We start from the raw sequence: 16,855 nt of genomic DNA, 5'->3' as shown, positions 1-16,855 counted from the left end.
CGACCAGGAAGATGTCGTCGACGAGGGCCGGCGAGCGACCCCGCGAGGAAGATCCTGAGCCCCGTCATCAGCATCCCGCGGCGGCCGGACCGGTCGCCGAGCAGCCCGGCCGGGAGCATCAGCGCGGCGAAGACGACGACGTGGGCGCCCGCCATCCACTGCTGCTTGCCGGTGTCCGCGTCCAGCTGCCCGGCCATCGTCGCCGGCCCGAGGCCCGAGGCCCGCGCACACGGAAGTGGCCGCGGCTGGAGAGCCGCGGCCACTGGAGAAAGGGGGAGGGAGGAGGGGGAGGTCGGGTCAGCCGTGCTGGTAGGCGACCAGGGAGATGCCCACGTAGTGGACGACGAACGCCGCGAGGGTCAGCGAGTGGAAGACCTCGTGGAAGCCGAAGAAGCGGGGGGAGGGGTTGGGGCGCTTGATGCCGTAGATCACGCCGCCCACGCTGTAGAGCACGCCGCCGACGACGACCAGGACGAGCACCGCGATGCCGCCCGTGCGCATGAAGTCCGGCAGGAAGAAGACCGCGGCCCAGCCCATCGCGATGTAGCACGGGGTGTAGAGCCAGCGGGGGGCGCCGACCCAGAAGACGCGGAAGGCGATGCCCGCGAGGGCCGCGCCCCAGATGCCCCAGAGCAGCCACTGCCCCTTCGACTCCGGGAGCAGCAGCATCGTCAGCGGTGTGTAGGTGCCCGCGATGATCAGGAAGATGTTTGAGTGGTCCAGGCGGCGCAGCACGCGGTCCGCTCTGGGGCCCCAGTCGCCCCGGTGGTACAGCGCGCTCACGCCGAACAGCAGACAGGCGGTCAGGGCGAAGATGCCGCAGGCGAGCCGGCCGCGCGGCGAGTCCGCGAGCGCGGTGAGCACGAGCCCCGCGATCACCACCGCGGGGAACATGCCGGCGTGCAGCCAGCCGCGCATCTTCGGTTTGACGGGGAGTGGCATCTCGTCCGGGGACGGGACGAGCGAGGGGTTGTCCGCGGGCTCCGAGCTCGCTGCGGGGACAGGGACGGTCATGCCCGGCATCGTACCTACGGGGCCGTAAGTCGCACATCAGGCAGGTGGGTGCGGGTGCCGGGGCCGGGGCGGTGGACCAAGCGGACGGATCCGGGCCGTCGTACCCGTACCCGTACAAGTGGCGATGCTCACGCCGCTCAGGTGTGAAGCCCTCTGGACAGATGGGCAAACGCGTCGGATGATCAAATGAGTGCGGTCGGCACCGGATGAGCGCCAAAGTTCGTACACGTGAAGCGTCCGGGTCGCAGCCCCCACGGGGCATACATTCCAAAAACCCCTCGATTAGGAGCAATCGTGGCGCGCGACATCGCGGCTCCCCTGTCCCTGGGCACTGCCCCGACCAACCACCGGGAGCTCGCCTCCTGGGTCAACGAGATCGCCGAACTGACGCAGCCGGACCGGGTGGTCTGGTGCGACGGATCCGAGGCCGAGTACGAGCGCCTGTGCGAGGAGCTCGTCGCCAAGGGGACGTTCAGGAAGCTCGACCCGACCCTGCGTCCGAACTCGTACTACGCGGCCTCCGACCCCACCGACGTCGCGCGCGTCGAGGACCGCACCTTCATCTGCTCCGAGAAGGAGGAGGACGCGGGCCCGACCAACCACTGGAAGGCCCCCGCCGAGATGCGGGAGATCTTCCAGGGCGAGCAGGGCGTCTTCCGCGGCTCCATGCGCGGCCGCACCATGTACGTCGTGCCCTTCTGCATGGGCCCGCTCGGCTCCCCGCTCTCCGCGATCGGCGTCGAGATCACCGACTCCGCGTACGTCGCCGTCTCCATGCGCACCATGACCCGCATGGGGCAGGCCGTCCTGGACGAGCTCGGCGAGGACGGCTTCTTCGTCAAGGCCGTCCACACGCTCGGCGCCCCGCTGGCCGAGGGCGAGGCCGACGTCCCGTGGCCCTGCAACTCCACCAAGTACATCTCGCACTTCCCCGAGGACCGCGAGATCTGGTCCTACGGCTCGGGCTACGGCGGCAACGCCCTGCTCGGCAAGAAGTGCTACGCCCTGCGCATCGCCTCCGTCATGGCCCGCGACGAGGGCTGGCTCGCCGAGCACATGCTGATCCTGAAGCTGACGCCCCCGAAGGGCGAGAGCAAGTACGTCGCCGCCGCCTTCCCGAGCGCCTGCGGCAAGACCAACCTCGCGATGCTGGAGCCGACGGTCCGCGGCTGGACCGTGGAGACCATCGGCGACGACATCGCCTGGATGCGCTTCGGCGAGGACGGCCGGCTCTACGCGATCAACCCCGAGGCCGGCTTCTTCGGCGTCGCGCCCGGCACCGGCGAGCACACCAACGCCAACGCCATGAAGACCCTGTGGGGCAACTCGGTCTTCACCAACGTCGCGCTCACCGACGACAACGACGTCTGGTGGGAGGGCATGACGGAGGAGACCCCCAAGCACCTCACGGACTGGAAGGGCAACGACTGGACCCCGGACTCGGGCGTCCCCGCCGCGCACCCGAACGCCCGCTTCACCACGCCCGCCTCGCAGTGCCCGATCATCGCGCCCGAGTGGGAGGACCCCAAGGGCGTGCCGATCTCGGCGATCCTCTTCGGCGGCCGGCGCGCCAGCGCGGTGCCGCTGGTGACCGAGTCCTTCGACTGGCAGCACGGCGTCTTCCTCGGCGCGAACGTGGCGAGCGAGAAGACCGCGGCGGCCGAGGGCAAGGTCGGCGAGCTGCGCCGCGACCCGTTCGCCATGCTGCCGTTCTGCGGCTACAACATGGGCGACTACATGGCCCACTGGGTCAAGGTCGGCGCGGACAAGCCCGACCAGTCGAAACTCCCGAAGATCTACTACGTGAACTGGTTCCGGAAGAACGCCGACGGCAAGTTCGTGTGGCCCGGATTCGGGGAGAACTCCCGCGTCCTGAAGTGGATCGTGGACCGCCTCGACGGCAAGGCCGACGGCGTCGAGACGCCCATCGGCATCCTGCCGACGAAGGAGTCCCTGGACACCGAGGGTCTCGAACTGGCCGACGAGGACCTGGAGTTCCTGCTCACGGTCGACAAGGAGGTCTGGCGCGAGGAGGCCTCCCTGATCCCCGAGCACCTCAACACCTTCGGCGACCACGCGCCCAAGGAGCTGTGGGACGAGTACCGCGCGCTGGTGCGGCGCCTGGGCTGACCCCAGCCGTTCCGCTTGTGGCCGGGCCCCCGCACGACGCCGTGCGGGGGCCCGGCCGCGTGACACGCTCGCATCCCGAACACCTTGCCTTCACACTCTTCTCACATGTTTCAATGATCCCGCACGGGGGCCGCTGATCGTCAGAGGCCGTCAAATGAGCCTGTGGGGGGCACAGTTGAGGAAGACCCAGCGGTTAAGGCGGATGACGGGCGCCGCGCTGGCGGTGGCCCTGGGATCGGCCGGGCTGGCCGCCGTCACCGCACCCGCCGCGTACGCCGCCACTCCCTCCGACGAGGTGGCGAAGCTGCCGATCCACTCGTTCGGGGCGATGGTGGTCGACGACGCGCACGAGCGGGTCTACGTCACCGACGGCGACAAGGGCGGCAGCGGGGCGAGCGCCGTGCTCGTCTACGACTTCCAGGGGCAGCGCGTCGGTTCGCTCGCCACCGACCAGCCGGCCTCCGGCATGGCGCTCAGCGCGGACGGCGCGACCCTGCACGTCTCGCAGTCCAACCGCATCCTGACGTTCGACACCGGGACGCAGGCCAGGACCGGCGCGGCGACGACGCCCTACGACGTCACCTGCGGCCGTGAGGTGGCCGTGGCGGGCGGCAGGACGTGGTTCACGGAGACCCCGTACACCGGCAGCTCCTACTGCGACAGGCCCGACAACAGCGCTCTGCTGTACGGGGTCAGCGGCACCTCCTCGGTCAGCACCGGCTGGAACAGCACGGGGCGGCTGAGGCTGGAGTCCGGCCCCGGGGCGCCGGACCGGCTCGTGATGGGGCAGGCGGGCACGAACCACGCGGCCAACGCCTTCCTCACCACGTTCGACGCGAGCGGCGCCACCCTGGTGCGGGGCCCCCAGCGGCGGTTCGCCGACGCCGAGGGCAAGGGCGCGCTCGACCTGAAGGACATCGCCCAGAGCGCCGACGGCAAGCGGATCGCGGTCGCCGACGCGGCCTACGGCACCCGGCTGCTCGACGCCTCCGACCTGGCGGACGCACCGGCCGGCTACCAGCCGCTGCCGGCCGGCGCGAAGGCTTCGGCGGTCGCGTTCAGCGGCGACGGCAGATACGTGGCGCGCGGTGCGGACGCCTCCGGCAGCGTGTCCGACCTGCTCATCCAGCCCGCCGACCCGGCGGACGGCACCACACCGCTGGAGTTCGCCTTCCAGAGCGAGCTCGACGGGGCGCGGGTCGTGCCGCAGGGCCTCGGCTGGGCCAAGGACGGCTCGCGGCTCTTCGCGGTGACCACGGACGGCTACGGCCACTGGCTGCACGTCATCAAGCCGCCGGCCGCCCAGTACGACTCCCGCTTCACCGGCACGCTCACCACCACGCCCGGCAAGCCCGTCGTCGGTGAACCCCTCGGGATCCGCGGCCGGCTGGAGCTGGACGGTCCCGCCCCGGCGGAGCCCGTGAAGGTCGCCGCGGTCCGCGAGGACGCCGACGGCACCGAGGAGGTGGCGGACGCCAAGGTCGCGGCCGACGGCACCTTCACCGTGCTCGACGTGCCGGACCGGCTGGGCGAGGCGACGTACACGCTGCGCTTCCTCGGCGACGTGACGCACCGGCCCGCCGACGACGTCAGGGTCACGGTCGACGTGGCCAAGGCCCCGACGGCGATCGAGCTGACCGCGCCCGCCGAGGCGACCCGCGCGGGTGGCGTCGAGATCACCGGGAAGCTCACGGGCCAGGGGCGCGCGCTGCCGTCCGGGATCGAGCTGAAGGTGACGCGCACCGACAAGCTCGGCACCACGGGTGAGCTGACGGCGGCGCGGGTCGCGGCCGACGGCACGTTCCGCGTCAAGGATCTGCCCGGCAGGAAGGGCAGGACGGTGTACGCGGTCGGTTACGAGGGCGACGCCCTGCACGAGGGCGCGTCCGCCCGGGCCACCGTGAAGATCACCGCCTAGGCGGCAGGCACCCCCAGTGCCGGCGCCCTTGGTGGGTGGCACCCGGTCCGCGGCCTCCCCGGCCGCGGACCGGGGCCGATCAGGGGGCGGCGACCAGGCGCGCGGCGTCCGCGTGGGCGTCCATGCGCTCGGCGGCCAGGATCGCCGCGGCGGTGTCGGCGCGGGAGGCCGCCACGACCAGGGCGCGGCCCGCGAGGGCGTGGGCGCGCTGGTGCAGGGCGGCGGAGTGCGGTTCGTGGATGGCCGAGGCGACGGCCGAGCGCACCGGAGGTACGCCGCCGCGCAGCCGCGCGACCTGGAGCGCGAGCCGCTCGGCCGCGGCGTCGAGCTCGGCGGAGGGGGCGAGCGCGCGCAGTTCGTCGGTGACGGCGAGGAGCGCGGCGAGGTGCCCGGCGAGCTGGATGTCCAGCTCCTCCTCGCGGGAGCGGTGCGGGAAGCCCGCGTCGTCGGCCACCGTGTGGACCGACTTGGTGCGGATCGACTCGTACATGGGATGGCCTCCAGACGGTTGCTTGACTGCCATCCTAGCTTAGATTCTGTCTAAAGTTGATGCGAGGCCAACCTGTGGCCCGCGGTGCGCCGACGGGCGCGTCACGGCTGGCTGTAGCCGTCCAGGAAGGTGCCGATCCGGGTGACCGCCTCCGCCAGGTCCGTCGCGGTCGGCAGCGTCACGACCCGGAAGTGGTCCGGCTCCGGCCAGTTGAACCCCGTGCCGTGCACCACCATGATCTTCTCGGCGCGCAGCAGGTCGAGGACCATCTGCCGGTCGTCCTTGATCTTGAAGACCTTCGGGTCGAGCCGCGGGAAGAGGTACAGCGACCCCTTCGGCTTCACACAGCTCACCCCGGGGATCTGGGTCAGCAGGTCGTACGCGGTGTCGCGCTGCTCCAGGAGCCGGCCGCCCGGCAGGACGAGGTCGTTGATCGTCTGCCGTCCGCTCAGCGCGGCGACCACCCCGTGCTGGCCCGGCATGTTCGCGCACAGGCGCATGTTGGCGAGGATCGTCAGGCCCTCGATGTACGAGGAGGCGTGCGCCTTCGGGCCCGAGATCGCCATCCAGCCGACCCGGTAGCCCGCCACCCGGTACGCCTTCGACATGCCGTTGAAGGTGAGGGTCAGCAGGTCGGGGGCGATGGCGGCGGTCGGCGTGTGCGTCGCGCCGTCATAGAGGATCTTGTCGTAGATCTCGTCCGAACAGACCAGCAGGTTGTGGCGGCGCGCGATGTCCGTGAGCCCGCGGAGCATGTCGTCGCTGTAGACGGCGCCGGTCGGGTTGTTCGGGTTGATGATCACGAGCGCCTTGGTGCGGTCGGTGACCTTGCGCTCGATGTCGGCGAGGTCCGGCATCCAGTCGGCCTGCTCGTCGCAGCGGTAGTGCACGGCGGTGCCGCCGGACAGCGAGACGGCCGCGGTCCACAGCGGGTAGTCCGGCGCCGGTACGAGGACCTCGTCGCCGTCGTCGAGCAGGCCCTGCATGGCCATCACGATGAGCTCGGAGACACCGTTGCCGATGAAGACGTGCTCGACATCGGTCTCGATGCCGAGGGTCTGGTTGTGCATGACGACCGCGCGGCGGGCGGCCAGGAGGCCCTTCGCGTCGCCGTAGCCGTGGGCGTCGCCGACGTTGCGGAGGATGTCCTCCAGGATCTCGGGCGGGCACTCGAAGCCGAAGGCGGCGGGGTTGCCGGTGTTGAGCTTGAGGATGCGGTGTCCGGCCGCCTCCAGTCGCATCGCCTCCTCGAGTACCGGGCCCCGGATCTCGTAACAGACGTTGGAGAGCTTCGTCGACTGGATGACCTGCATGTCCGCGAGCTTACGGCCGGGTCGTGCGGGCCGCTCCGTGTTTTCGGACACAAGGGGGACGGTGGCCCGGGGCGGGGGAGTGTTCTGTGAGCGGTCGTTTGTGTCCGTTTACGGTCTTGTCCTGGCGCTCAGGGACCCCAACAATGCGCATGACAAGTCTGAACTCACCTCCGTCACCGTGTCATCAAGAGGGGACCCCCACATGAACAAGCCTCTCGTCGGTGCGTGCTTCGCCGCTCTGCTCCTGGGAGCGACCGCCGCGCCTGCGACAGCCGTCAGCAACGAAAGTCCCGCGGGGCCGAAGGCCCGGGCGGTCAACTTCGCGGGAACCGTCGCGCTCAGCAACTGCTCCGGATCCGTGGTCCGCGTGCCCGACTCCAAGCCCGGCGACCCGGCGCTCGTCCTGTCCAACGGGCACTGCCTGGAGAGCGGCTTTCCCGCGCCCGGGCAGGTCATCGTCAACAAGGCGTCGACCCGGAGCTTCACGCTGCTCAACGCTTCCGGAGGCAACGCGGGAACCGTGCGGGCCAGCAAGATCGCGTACGGCACGATGACCGACACCGACATCTCGCTCTACCAACTCACCAGCACCTACAGCGACATCGAGAGCCGCTACGGCATCAAGGCGCTGGAGCTGAACAGTGCGCGGCCCCAGCAGGGCCGGGCGATCACCGTCGCCTCCGGGTACTGGAAGAAGCTGTACAAGTGCAACGTCGACGGCTTCGCCTACCGCCTGAAGGAGGGGAACTGGACCTGGAAGGACTCGGTCCGCTACACCCCCGCCTGCCAGACGATCGGCGGCACCTCCGGCTCGCCGGTGATCGACGACGAGACCGGCAAGGTCGTCGCCGTCAACAACACCGGCAACGAGGACGGCGCCCGGTGCACGGACAACAACCCGTGCGAGGTCGACGAGAACGGCAAGGTCACGGTCCGCAAGGGCATCAACTACGCCCAGCAGACCTACTGGATCGTGCCGTGCGTCGGCGCCGGCAACAAGATCGACCTGAGCCGCCCGGGCTGCCAGCTGCCCAAGCCGTCCGGGATCAAGTAGCACGGCCGGCGGGGGCCGGATGGGCCCCCGCACGGCTCGGGCCGGGAGCGGCGCCCGTCGGCGCCGGTCCCGGCCCGTCCTGCGCGGCGGCCCCGCGCGGGGCCGGTGCGCGGCGCCGTGTCAGCCGCTGATCTGGCGCGGCCCGGTGTCGCCGCCGCTGATCCGGATCTTGCGCGGCTTGGCCTGCTCGGCGACCGGGATGCGCAGCGTCAGGACGCCGGCGTCGTACGACGCGTCGATCCGCTCGGTGTCGAGGGTGTCGCCGAGGAAGAGCTGGCGGGTGAAGGTGCCGACGGGGCGCTCGGCCACGACCATCTCGACGTTGTCGGGGGCGGGGGAGCGGCGCTCGGCCTTCACGCTCAGGATGTTCCGCTCGACGTCCAGGTCGATCGACTCGGGGTCGACGCCCGGCAGGTCGAAGTGGACCACGAAGTCGTCGCCGGCGCGGTACGCGTCCAGCTGCATCCCCGAAGGCCGTCCGGATCCGAGGACCTGCTGGGTGAGGCGGTCGAACTCGCGGAACGGGTCGGTACGCATGAGCATCACGGGGCTCCTCTCGTCAGGTGTTGGGTGCGATGCCCTACGGTTTATGTATATAGCTCGAAGACAGAAAATTGACAAGCCCCGACTCAAGGTGGCCCGGACGGGGCCGACTGGCCGGCGATACCTGTCACGGCCGAGGCAGACATGCGCGGACGCCGGTTGGTAGCGTTCCGCCGGTGACCTCCTCGCACAGCCCCGACCGGCTCGACGACGACGACTACCCCGCCTACACGATGGGCCGGGCCGCCGAGCTGATCGGTGCCACACCGGCCTTCCTCCGGGCGGTCGGCGAGGCCCGGCTCATCGCCCCGCTGCGGTCCGAGGGCGGCCACCGCCGCTACTCGCGCTATCAGCTGCGCATCGCGGCCCGCGCCCGCGAACTCGTCGACCAGGGCACACCCGTCGACGCGGCCTGCCGCATCGTCATCCTGGAGGACCAGCTCGAAGAGGCGCTCCGCCTCAACGAGGGGCTGCGCCGCGACGCGGACCCCGACGAGCCGTCGTCGTCCTGAGGGCGCCGCACGCGAAACGCTGCGCCCCGCGCCCCCGTATATCTGCGGCGGCAAATGCAGAATTTCGCGCGCAGAGCGGGGCCTGAATTCGCCCGCCGAAGACGCGCTTTGGAAAGTCGCGCGCCGGCGCCGATGCCGTGCTACTGTCGATTTCAGTTGCAGTTGTGGTTCCCAGAGACTTCAAGTGCTCCAGCCGGCGTTAGGTGCCGACGGGGGCACTTTGTATTGCCGGTCATTTCCGGACGGGGTAATCATCGCGGCGACGCGGAGTGCGCACAGTGCGGGCTCCCGGGCACTGCCCCGAAGGAGATATGACATGGCTACTGGCACCGTGAAGTGGTTCAACGCGGAAAAGGGCTTCGGCTTCATCGAGCAGGAGGGCGGCGGCGCCGACGTCTTCGCTCACTACTCGAACATCGCCACCCAGGGCTTCCGTGAGCTGCAGGAGGGCCAGAAGGTGACCTTCGACGTCACGCAGGGCCAGAAGGGCCCGCAGGCCGAGAACATCGTTCCCGCCTGACGCTGACGCTCACGCGTACTTCGTGGCTGGGGCCCGCACCTTGGGTGCGGGCCCCAGCCCGTTGTGTTTTCCGGGGGGACTTTTCAGGTTTCCCCGATTTTCACCGGCCCGCCGCGGAATGATTCCGCCGGGGCCGGGAATGTGATTCATTTTCCCCGGCCGTTCCTGCGATTCTCGGCACCGGTCGGTGCCGCCCGGAATTCCTCGATACGCGCCGCATCGAGGAAGGTTCTCCATGGACCGCTCTGCTCACCGTTCCCCTCGCACGAACAGCCGGCGCCCGGGGAGCACGGGCCGCCGTCCCGCGCCGCTCCAGGGAGAGTTCGCGCTGCCGGTCACCGTCACCCCGGCCCTCCCGCCCGTCGAGGACTTCGCCGCGCTCGGCCTGCCCGACGGGGTGCTCACCACCCTCACCGGCCTCGGCGTCACCGCCCCCTTCCCGATCCAGGCGGCCACGCTGCCCAACTCGCTCGCGGGCCGCGACGTCCTCGGCCGCGGCCGCACCGGCTCCGGCAAGACCCTCGCCTTCGGTCTGGCGGTGCTCGCCCGCACCGCGGGGCAGCGCGCCGAACCGCGCCGCCCGCTCGCCCTGATCCTCGTGCCCACCCGCGAGCTCGCCCAGCAGGTGACCGACGCGCTCATCCCGTACGCCAGGGCGCAGCGGCTGCGCATGGCCACCGTCGTCGGCGGCATGTCGATCGGACGGCAGGCCGGCGCCCTGCGCTCCGGAGCCGAGGTCGTCGTCGCGACACCGGGCCGGCTCAAGGACCTCATCGAGCGCCGCGACTGCCATCTGGACCGGGTCGCGATCACCGTGCTCGACGAGGCCGACCAGATGGCCGACATGGGCTTCCTTCCGCAGGTCACCGAGCTCCTCGACCAGGTGCGCCCCGACGGCCAGCGGATGCTGTTCTCGGCGACGCTCGACCGCAACGTCGACCTGCTGGTCCGCCGCTACCTCAGCGACCCCGTCGTCCACTCGGTCGACCCCTCGGCGGGCGCGGTCACCACGATGGAGCACCACGTGCTGCACATCCACGGCACCGACAAGTACGCGACCACCACCGAGATCGCCGCCCGCGACGGCCGCGTGATCCTCTTCCTCGACACCAAGCACGCGGTCGACCGGCTCACCGCGCACCTGCTGAACAGCGGGGTGCGCGCGGCGGCGCTGCACGGCGGCAAGTCCCAGCCCCAGCGCACCCGCACGCTCGCCCAGTTCAAGTCCGGACAGGTCACCGCGCTCGTCGCCACGAACGTCGCGGCGCGCGGCATCCACGTCGACGACCTCGACCTGGTCGTCAACGTCGACCCGCCCGCCGACCACAAGGACTACCTGCACCGCGGCGGCCGCACCGCCCGGGCGGGCGGCTCGGGCAGCGTCGTCACCCTCGTCACCTCGGCGCAGCGGCGCGACATGAACCGGCTGATGGCCGCCGCCGGTATCCGGCCGTACACCGCCCAAGTCCGCTCGGGCGAGGCGGAGTTGACGCGGATCACCGGCGCCAAGGCCCCCTCGGGCATCCCGGTGACCATCCCGGCGCCGCCGAAGGAGAACCCCCGCCGCAGCGCCTCGTCCGGTGGCCGCCGTCCCCGCGACGGCCGCGCGCGCCGTGCCTACGCCGCCCGCACCCGGACCGACGCCGCGGCCTGACCCCGGCGCCTCGACCTGACCCCGGCGCCTCGACCGGCGCCCACCCCTGTGCGGACCCGCGCCGAGGACGGTCCGCCCGTGCGATCATGCGGGCGGCTTCGAACGGTTGAGCGTGGCAGGGGAGTGCGACGTGGGTGGGAATGGGGGGCCGGACGGGTCGTCCGTGTCCGACGAGGAGTGGGAGCGGTTCCTCCGCGAGTCGGTGAACGGCGCGGCCGGGGCACCGGTCGAGCCGTCGGCGCGCGAACGTGCCGCGAAGCGGCCGGCGTCGAAGGGCTCCGGGCGATCACCGAAGGGCTCCGGGCGCTCCGAGCGTTCCGGGCAGCCGGTGGGGTGGCGTACGTACCCGCCGGCGCGGCCCCGGCGCAGGACGGGCCGGTACGTGGCCGGTCTCGTGGCCGCCGTCGCCCTGCTGGGGGTGGCGCTCTTCGGGCAGCGGATCCCCGACTGGTTCGGCGGCGCAGGGCAGGACGACACCCCGCCGGCCGCCGAGACCGCGCGGCCGGGCGGGGCGCCCGAGGACGGGCCGGCCCGGCGCCCGACCCGCGCCGAACCCTTCCGCGGCTCGCCCGCGGCCCGCTGGGCGGACGGGGCGGCGGGCATCACGGTGCCGCGGGCCGAGGCGACCGGCTGGATGGACGCGGACCAGGTCGAGCGGGCACTGCGGCGGAGCAAGGACTTCCTGGTGGCCGCGGGGCTCGACCCGGGCGTCCTGCGCGGCGAGCGCCCCACCCGAGCCATCGCGCTCCTGAATCCGCATCAGAAGGACGTCCAGGCCTATCTGCGCGGCGCCCTGTCGTCGGCGAAGCCCACCCCCGGCACCGACCCGCTGCTGCTGTTCAGCCGCTTCCGGCCGGAGCAGGCCCGGCTGGTCGGCGACGTGGTCAAGACGCGCGGCCGGCTCACGTATCGGGAGGGCGAGGACGGCGCGCTCCGGGTGACGGCGGACGTCACCTTCGTCTACCCGGTCGCCCCGGCGGCCGGCGGCGGGCGGAGCGACGAGGTCGTCCGGACGGTCGTGCGCCGCGAGGTGGTGATGAGCTGGGACGACCCGTCGAAGATCGCCACGGAGCCGGGCACCTTGTCCCTCCGCTCGTACACGCTGGAGATGACCAACGGCGGCTGCTCCGCCCCGACCGGCTACTTCGTGCCGCCCTTCGGCCGGGACCGCGACCGGCCCACCGACGCGGAGCACCGGCTCGACCCGTACGACCGCAGCAAGCCGGTCGACGCGGGGGACGGCGGGACGGGCGCGGGCGAGGACTGCGCGACGGCCACCCGCTCGTAGCACCCCTGGCCCGGGGCGAAAGGGCAAGAGCTCCGCCCCCTTGTCCGTCCGTGCGGCGTCCGCCAAGAATGCCCCTGACATCCGCACGACCGGCGTACGTCACAAGGGGGGCTCCACAGATGGGACAGATCAGCAGAGCGGTCGCGGGCGGTGCGCTCGCCCTCGCGCTGGCCGGGGCCGGGGCGGTGCCCGCGTTCGCGGGCTCCACCGACCGGACCGGACAGGACCGGCCGTCGCACGGCCGGGCCAAGGCGGTCGACTTCGCGGGGACGGTGGCGCTCAGCAACTGCTCCGGCTCGGTCGTCCGCACGCCGCGGTCCAAGCCGGGCGATCCGGCGCTCGTCCTCACCAACGGCCACTGCATAGAGTCCGGTTTCCCCGCGGCCGGCGAGGTCATCGTCGACCAGCCGTCCACCCGGACCTTCAAGCTGCTCGACGCGAAGGCGAACGAGGTCGCCACGCTCAAGGCGTCCAAGGTGTCGTACGCGACGATGACCGACACCGACATCACCATCTACCGACTGACCAGCAGCTACCGCGACATCACCGAGAAGTACAAGATCAAGCCGCTGGAGCTGGAGGACGACCACCCGGTGCGGGGGCGGGCGATCACCGTCGTCTCCGGCTACTGGAAGAAGACGTACAGCTGCGCCATCGACGGGTTCGTCCACCGCATCAAGGAGGGCGAGTGGACCTGGAAGGACTCGGTCCGCTACACCCCCGCGTGCCAGACGATCGGCGGCACCTCCGGGTCGCCGGTGATCGACCACAGGACCGGCAAGGTCACCGCGGTCAACAACACCGGCAACGAGGACGGCGAGCGCTGCACCCTCAACAACCCCTGTGAGATCGACCGGAAGGGCCGGGTGACGGTGCGCAAGGGCATCAACTACGCCCAGGAGACGTACGGGATCGTGCCGTGCGTCGGCAGGAAGAGCGCGATCGACCTGGACCGCAAGGGGTGCAGGCTGCCCCGGCCGGCCGCGGTGAGGTAGCCGGCCGGCGACCTCAGGGGGTACGGCGTACGGAGCGTCCCGCGAGGACGTCCGTGCGCCGGCCGTCCCGCATCACGAACCTGCCGTCGATCAGGACGTGCGGGATGCCGGTGGGCAGGGTGCGGGGCGCCTCGAACGTCGAGCCCGCGGCGACCGTCTCGGGGTCGAAGAGGACCAGGTCGGCGCGGTAGCCCTCGCGGACGAGGCCCCGGTCGGGCAGGCGCAGGCGGGCGGCCGGGCGCGAGGTGAGGTGCGCGACCGTCTCCTCCAGCGACAGGACGCCCAACTCCCGTGCGTAGCGCCCGAGATACTGCGGGAACGTGCCGTACGCGCGCGGGTGCGGCTTGAAGCCCTGGAGGATGCCGTCGCTGCCACCGGTGTGCACGCGGTGGCGCATGATCGCCCGGACGTTCTCCTCGTGCCCGACGTGCTGGAGGATCGTCGAGCCCAGCTTGTCGTCGATGAGCAGCCGGCGGGCGGTGACCCACGGCTCCTCGCCGCGCTGGGCGGCGGACCGCGCGATCGTCTTGCCGACGCAGGAGGCGAGCCCGGGGTCGCTCACGCCGGAGATCTCGATGGTGTCCCACTCGATGGGCACACCGTGACACCCGTCGGCGCCGATGACCTCCATGTGGTGCCGGATCTTCTCGGCGGTCGCGTCGTCCCGGAGCCGGGCGAGGATGGCGTCCGGGCCGCCCTCACTGGCCCAGCTCGGCAGCATCGCCACGAGCGTCGTGCAGCCGGGGGTGTACGGGTACGTGTCCAGGGTGATGTCGGCGCCGCGGGCCAGGGCGTCGTCGAGGAGGGCGAGCAGGTCCGGCGCCTTGCCCTTGTTCACGCCGAAGTTCATGGTGGCGTGCGCGAGGTGGAGGGGGCAGTTCGCGATCCGGGTGAGGTCCACCATCTCCTCGTACGCCCGGAGCGCGCCGGCGCCGTAACTGCGGTGGTGGGGGCAGTAGTAGCCGTTGAACCCGGCCACGACCTTGCAGAGCTCGGTGAGTTCGGAGTCGTCGGCGTACATGCCGGGCGTGTACGTGAGCCCCGACGACATGCCGACGGCGCCCTCCCGCATCCCCTCCGCGACGAGCTGCTTCATCCGGTCGGTCTCGGCGGGGCCGGCCGGCCGGTCGTCCCAGCCGAGCGCGTACATGCGGACGGTGCCCTGGGGGATGAGGTAGGCGGCGTTCACGGCGATGCCGCGGCCGCCGTGGGCGGTGTCCAGAGCGTCGAGGTAGCCGCCGACGGTGCGCCACGAGAAGTCGATGTCGCCGCCGTCGCCGTTCCATCCGGTGATGGCCCGGCGGACCTGGGCGAGCGTGCGGTCGTCCACGGGGGCGTAGCTGAGGCCGTCCTGGCCGATGACCTCCAGGGTGACGCCCTGCGCCGCCTTCGCGGTGTGCTCGGGGTCCCTGAGCAGGGCGAGGTCGCTGTGCGCGTGCATGTCGATGAAGCCGGGCGCCAGCGCCAGGCCCTGGGCGTCGAGGGTGGCCTGCGCGGTGGGGCGGGGCCGGGTGGACGCGCCCTCCCGGTGGATCTCGGTGATCCTGCCCTCGTGTACGGCGACGTCGGCGCGGTAGGAGGCACCTCCGGTGCCGTCTATGACGCGTGCGTCGCGGATCACCAGGTCCATGAGGTGCCTCGTCTCTTTTCTCTCACTGCGGGCCGTGTGTGGTGCACCCGGCCTCCGGCCGGGTCTGTGTTTCCCACCCGCACCACCCGCCGTCGGCGACGAACGGGTGCATGGATGGCTCCTACGCCCAGGCTGCGGCGCGGGGCAAACGGGTGGGTGGGTGGGAAAGGCTCCGCCGTGGAGCGGCGGGCCAGGGCTGCCCCCACGACGGACAGCCGCCCGGCGCCGCCAACCCCGCCGGAGGCAATCCGCCGCGCAGCGGCGGGACAGGGATCCGCCCAGGACCCAGGGGTCAGAAGAACGTTCGGATGTAGTCCACGACCGTCCCGTCCCCCTCCACCAGTGGAATCAGCTCCCACTTGTCGAAGGCCGTGCACGGGTGCGAGAGCCCCATCCCCAGCCAGTCGCCCACGGCCAGCTCCGCCTCCGGCGAGGTCGTGAGCCAGCCGTGCTGGTCGGAGAGGCCGGTGACCGTGACCCCGGCCGCGAGCCACTCCGCCCCGTCCCGGCGGACGACCTGCGCCTCGGGCAGGTCCAGGTCGTACGCCGCGTCCCGCTTGCCCGCGTTGGTGAACGCCTGCTCGGCGGAGGGCCGCGACACCACCTGGGCCCACAGCCGGAACGCGGGCTCCAGCGCGCCCTCCTGCGGCACCCGGTTGAACGGCGTCAGATGCTTGTAGTGGCCGTCGTCGTGCGACACGTACGCACCGGAGCGCAGCAACTTCAGTACCGGGCGCGAGAGTTCACCGATCTCCGCGAAGACCGACGCCACCGCGTCGAACCACGCGCTGCCGCCCGCGCTGACCACGATCTCCGGCAGGTCCGCGAACAGCCCCGCCTCGTCGAAGCCGCCGAGCAGCGTGAGCAGCCGGCGCAGCCACGCCGTCACCGTCTCCGTCGACGCCTGCGGCACCTCGCCCTCGTACCCGGCGACGCCCACCAGCCGGAGCGTGTCCGCGGCCGCGACGGCGTGGGCGATCTCGAAGCACTCCGCCTCGGTCCGTACGCCGGTGCGCGCACCGTCGCCCGCGGCCAGCTCCACGACCACGTCCACGGGGCGGCTCGCGCCCGCCGCGCTCAGGGCGGCGTGCATCAGCTCGACGCCGCGTACGGAGTCCACGTAACAGATGAAGCGGAAGGCGGGGTCGGCGCCCAGTTCGGCGGCGAGCCAGCGCAGCGCCGCCGCGTCGACCAGTTCGTTGGCGAGGAAGATCCGCTGCACGCCGAACCGCCGCGCCACGCGCACCTGGTGGGGGACGGCGAGGGTGATGCCCCAGGCGCCGCGCTCCAGCTGGCGGGCGAAGAGCCGCGGGGCCATGGACGTCTTGCCGTGCGGCGCGAAGGCCAGGCCGTGCCGCTTCGAGTACGTCTCCATGAGGGCGAGGTTGTGCTCCAGGCGCTCGGCGGAGAGCGCGAGGACGGGGGTGGTGAAGCCGCCGGTGAAGAGGTTCCTGCGCTGGGCCGCGAGCTCGCCGACGGTGAGGCCCTCCGCGTCCGGCGGCAACCCCTTGAAGCGGTGGTCGACCCGCTCCTGAGCGAGCCCGGCCAGCCGTTCGGCGGCTGTGTCGGCGGGACGTTCGACGGCGTTGTCGGCGGCCATGGGCGCCTCCTCCAGGAGTGCGTTGCATCATGTGCAACAGTCATTGCGTATGTCGCTTACTGCTGTCTAACATCCGAGCCAACGCCGGGTCAACGGATCCGGAGAGTCGGTTGAGGGGCTGGAAGATCGTGACCGCACAGGCAGCCGCAGGCGTCGTCGCAGGGACGGCCGCACAAGCGGCGGTGGACGTCGTG

General features: G+C 71.6%; 14 protein-coding genes and 1 pseudogene. 8 read left to right on the top strand and 7 right to left on the bottom strand.

Features of this window, described 5'->3' with window-relative positions:
• Positions 1 to 26: 26 nt before the first annotated feature.
• Positions 27 to 197: pseudogene (locus ACZ6B8_RS21070) on the bottom strand (MFS transporter); the annotation flags it as partial.
• Between the two features lie 100 nt (positions 198 to 297).
• Positions 298 to 1,014: a PAQR family membrane homeostasis protein TrhA gene (gene trhA, locus ACZ6B8_RS21065; protein WP_471608150.1), complete on the bottom strand. Its 717-nt coding sequence runs from the start codon at positions 1,012 to 1,014 to the stop codon at positions 298 to 300.
• A gap of 294 nt (positions 1,015 to 1,308) precedes the next feature.
• On the opposite strand from trhA, the gene ACZ6B8_RS21060 reads away from it, so the two are divergent.
• Both ACZ6B8_RS21060 and ACZ6B8_RS21055 read left to right on the top strand, forming a co-directional pair.
• Positions 1,309 to 3,144 (top strand): phosphoenolpyruvate carboxykinase (GTP), encoded by a 1,836-nt coding sequence (locus ACZ6B8_RS21060; protein ID WP_471078726.1) that lies wholly within the window; start codon positions 1,309 to 1,311, stop codon positions 3,142 to 3,144.
• Positions 3,145 to 3,346: 202 nt separating this feature from the next.
• The gene (locus tag ACZ6B8_RS21055; protein ID WP_471608149.1) at positions 3,347 to 5,062 is read left to right on the top strand and encodes an Ig-like domain repeat protein; all 1,716 of its coding nucleotides are present in this window, start codon (positions 3,347 to 3,349) and stop codon (positions 5,060 to 5,062) included.
• 79 nt (positions 5,063 to 5,141) lie between these two features.
• Here the strand turns inward: ACZ6B8_RS21055 and ACZ6B8_RS21050 are convergent, their stop codons facing one another.
• Positions 5,142 to 5,552 carry an SCO4983 family protein gene (locus tag ACZ6B8_RS21050; RefSeq protein WP_471608148.1) on the bottom strand — a complete coding sequence of 137 codons (411 nt, stop codon included), beginning with the start codon at positions 5,550 to 5,552 and terminating at the stop codon, positions 5,142 to 5,144.
• A 101-nt stretch (positions 5,553 to 5,653) separates the two neighbouring features.
• Positions 5,654 to 6,865, bottom strand: a complete 1,212-nt coding sequence (locus ACZ6B8_RS21045; RefSeq protein ID WP_471078735.1) for a pyridoxal phosphate-dependent aminotransferase — start codon at positions 6,863 to 6,865, stop codon at positions 5,654 to 5,656.
• Between the two features lie 202 nt (positions 6,866 to 7,067).
• On the opposite strand from ACZ6B8_RS21045, the gene ACZ6B8_RS21040 reads away from it, so the two are divergent.
• Positions 7,068 to 7,919 carry a S1 family peptidase gene (locus ACZ6B8_RS21040; RefSeq protein WP_471078738.1) on the top strand — a complete coding sequence of 284 codons (852 nt, stop codon included), beginning with the start codon at positions 7,068 to 7,070 and terminating at the stop codon, positions 7,917 to 7,919.
• Between the two features lie 120 nt (positions 7,920 to 8,039).
• Here ACZ6B8_RS21040 and ACZ6B8_RS21035 read toward each other — a convergent pair whose 3' ends face one another.
• Positions 8,040 to 8,462 carry an Hsp20/alpha crystallin family protein gene (locus ACZ6B8_RS21035; protein WP_471608147.1) on the bottom strand — a complete coding sequence of 141 codons (423 nt, stop codon included), beginning with the start codon at positions 8,460 to 8,462 and terminating at the stop codon, positions 8,040 to 8,042.
• A gap of 176 nt (positions 8,463 to 8,638) precedes the next feature.
• Here ACZ6B8_RS21035 and ACZ6B8_RS21030 point away from each other — a divergent pair, with 176 nt between their 5' ends.
• The 5 genes from ACZ6B8_RS21030 (at position 8,639) to ACZ6B8_RS21010 (ending at position 13,431) form a co-directional block, all read left to right on the top strand.
• The gene (locus ACZ6B8_RS21030) at positions 8,639 to 8,974 is read left to right on the top strand and encodes a MerR family transcriptional regulator (RefSeq protein WP_471078744.1); all 336 of its coding nucleotides are present in this window, start codon (positions 8,639 to 8,641) and stop codon (positions 8,972 to 8,974) included.
• A 316-nt stretch (positions 8,975 to 9,290) separates the two neighbouring features.
• Positions 9,291 to 9,494, top strand: coding sequence for a cold-shock protein (locus tag ACZ6B8_RS21025; protein WP_030788646.1), 204 nt, complete (start codon positions 9,291 to 9,293; stop codon positions 9,492 to 9,494).
• A gap of 235 nt (positions 9,495 to 9,729) precedes the next feature.
• Positions 9,730 to 11,148, top strand: coding sequence for a DEAD/DEAH box helicase (locus tag ACZ6B8_RS21020; RefSeq protein WP_471608146.1), 1,419 nt, complete (start codon positions 9,730 to 9,732; stop codon positions 11,146 to 11,148).
• Positions 11,149 to 11,311: 163 nt separating this feature from the next.
• Entirely contained in the window at positions 11,312 to 12,436 is a 1,125-nt protein-coding gene (locus ACZ6B8_RS21015) for a hypothetical protein (protein ID WP_471608145.1), read from the top strand.
• A 128-nt stretch (positions 12,437 to 12,564) separates the two neighbouring features.
• Positions 12,565 to 13,431 (top strand): S1 family peptidase, encoded by an 867-nt coding sequence (locus ACZ6B8_RS21010; protein ID WP_471079887.1) that lies wholly within the window; start codon positions 12,565 to 12,567, stop codon positions 13,429 to 13,431.
• A gap of 13 nt (positions 13,432 to 13,444) precedes the next feature.
• On the opposite strand, the gene ACZ6B8_RS21005 is transcribed toward ACZ6B8_RS21010, so the two are convergent.
• Positions 13,445 to 15,061, bottom strand: coding sequence for an N-acyl-D-amino-acid deacylase family protein (locus ACZ6B8_RS21005; RefSeq protein WP_471078754.1), 1,617 nt, complete (start codon positions 15,059 to 15,061; stop codon positions 13,445 to 13,447).
• A 292-nt stretch (positions 15,062 to 15,353) separates the two neighbouring features.
• Positions 15,354 to 16,661 carry an alanine racemase gene (locus tag ACZ6B8_RS21000; RefSeq protein ID WP_471608144.1) on the bottom strand — a complete coding sequence of 436 codons (1,308 nt, stop codon included), beginning with the start codon at positions 16,659 to 16,661 and terminating at the stop codon, positions 15,354 to 15,356.
• Between the last annotated feature and the right edge of the window lie 194 nt (positions 16,662 to 16,855).

The sequence above is a fragment of the Streptomyces sp. NPDC041122 genome (assembly GCF_055592445.1).
This window is presented reverse-complemented; position numbering and strand designations above follow the sequence as displayed.